1 pseudogene is annotated in these 955 nt (G+C 56.2%); it reads left to right on the forward strand.

The annotated features are described in order from the left end of the window. Nucleotides 1-7: 7 nt before the first annotated feature. A pseudogene (locus TU80_RS31085) lies at nucleotides 8-955 on the forward strand (IS5 family transposase); the annotation flags it as partial.

Below are 955 nucleotides of genomic sequence, written 5' to 3' on the forward strand. Positions count from 1 at the left end.
TTTTCCGATGAAGCAGATCTCCTTCGCCGATGCTGAGTATGCCGGCAAGCGTAAACAAACCCGACGTGAGCGTTTTCTGATCGAGATGGATCGGGTGGTGCCGTGGAAGGGCTTGATTGCCTTGATCGAACCGCATTACCCGAAGGGTGAAGGCGGCCGGCCGTCATACCCGTTGATGGCCATCTTGCGTGTGCACCTGATGCAGAACTGGTTCGGCTACAGCGATCCGGCGATGGAAGAGTCGCTCTACGAGACCACAATTTTGCGCCAGTTTGCTGGGCTGGGACTGGAGCGCATCCCGGATGAAACCACCATCCTCAATTTTCGTCGGTTGCTGGAGAAGCACGACCTGGCGGTGGGGATTCTGGGCGTTATCAATGACTACCTCGGCAACCGCGGGCTACTGCTGCGTCAAGGCACCATCGTCGATGCCACGATTATCCATGCGCCCAGTTCGACCAAGAATAAGGAAGGTAAGCGCGATCCTGAGATGCACCAAACCAAGAAAGGTAACCAGTACTTTTTTGGCATGAAGGCGCACATTGGTGTGGATGCCGATTCGGGCCTGGTGCACAGCGTGGTGGGTACCGCCGCCAATGTGGCCGACGTGACTCAGGTCGACCCATTACTGCATGGTGAGGAAACCCATGTTGCCGGAGATGCTGGCTACACCGGTGTCCACAAGCGCCCCGAACATGAAAGTCGAAAAGTGATCTGGTCGATTTCCGCCCGGCCCAGTTCGCACAAAAAGCACGGCAAAAAAAGCCTGATTGGCGAATGAAGCGCAAGATCGAATACGCCAAGTCGCAGGTGCGCGCTAAGGTCGAGCATCCGTTCCGTGTGATCAAGCGCCAGTTTGGATACACCAAGGTGCGGTTTCGCGGCTTGGTGAAAAACACAGCCCAGCAGGTCACGCTGTTTGCGCTGTCGAACCTGTGGATGGTGCGCAAACAGT

The sequence above is a fragment of the Pseudomonas veronii genome, from assembly GCF_001439695.1.
GTDB lineage: Bacteria > Pseudomonadota > Gammaproteobacteria > Pseudomonadales > Pseudomonadaceae > Aquipseudomonas > Aquipseudomonas veronii.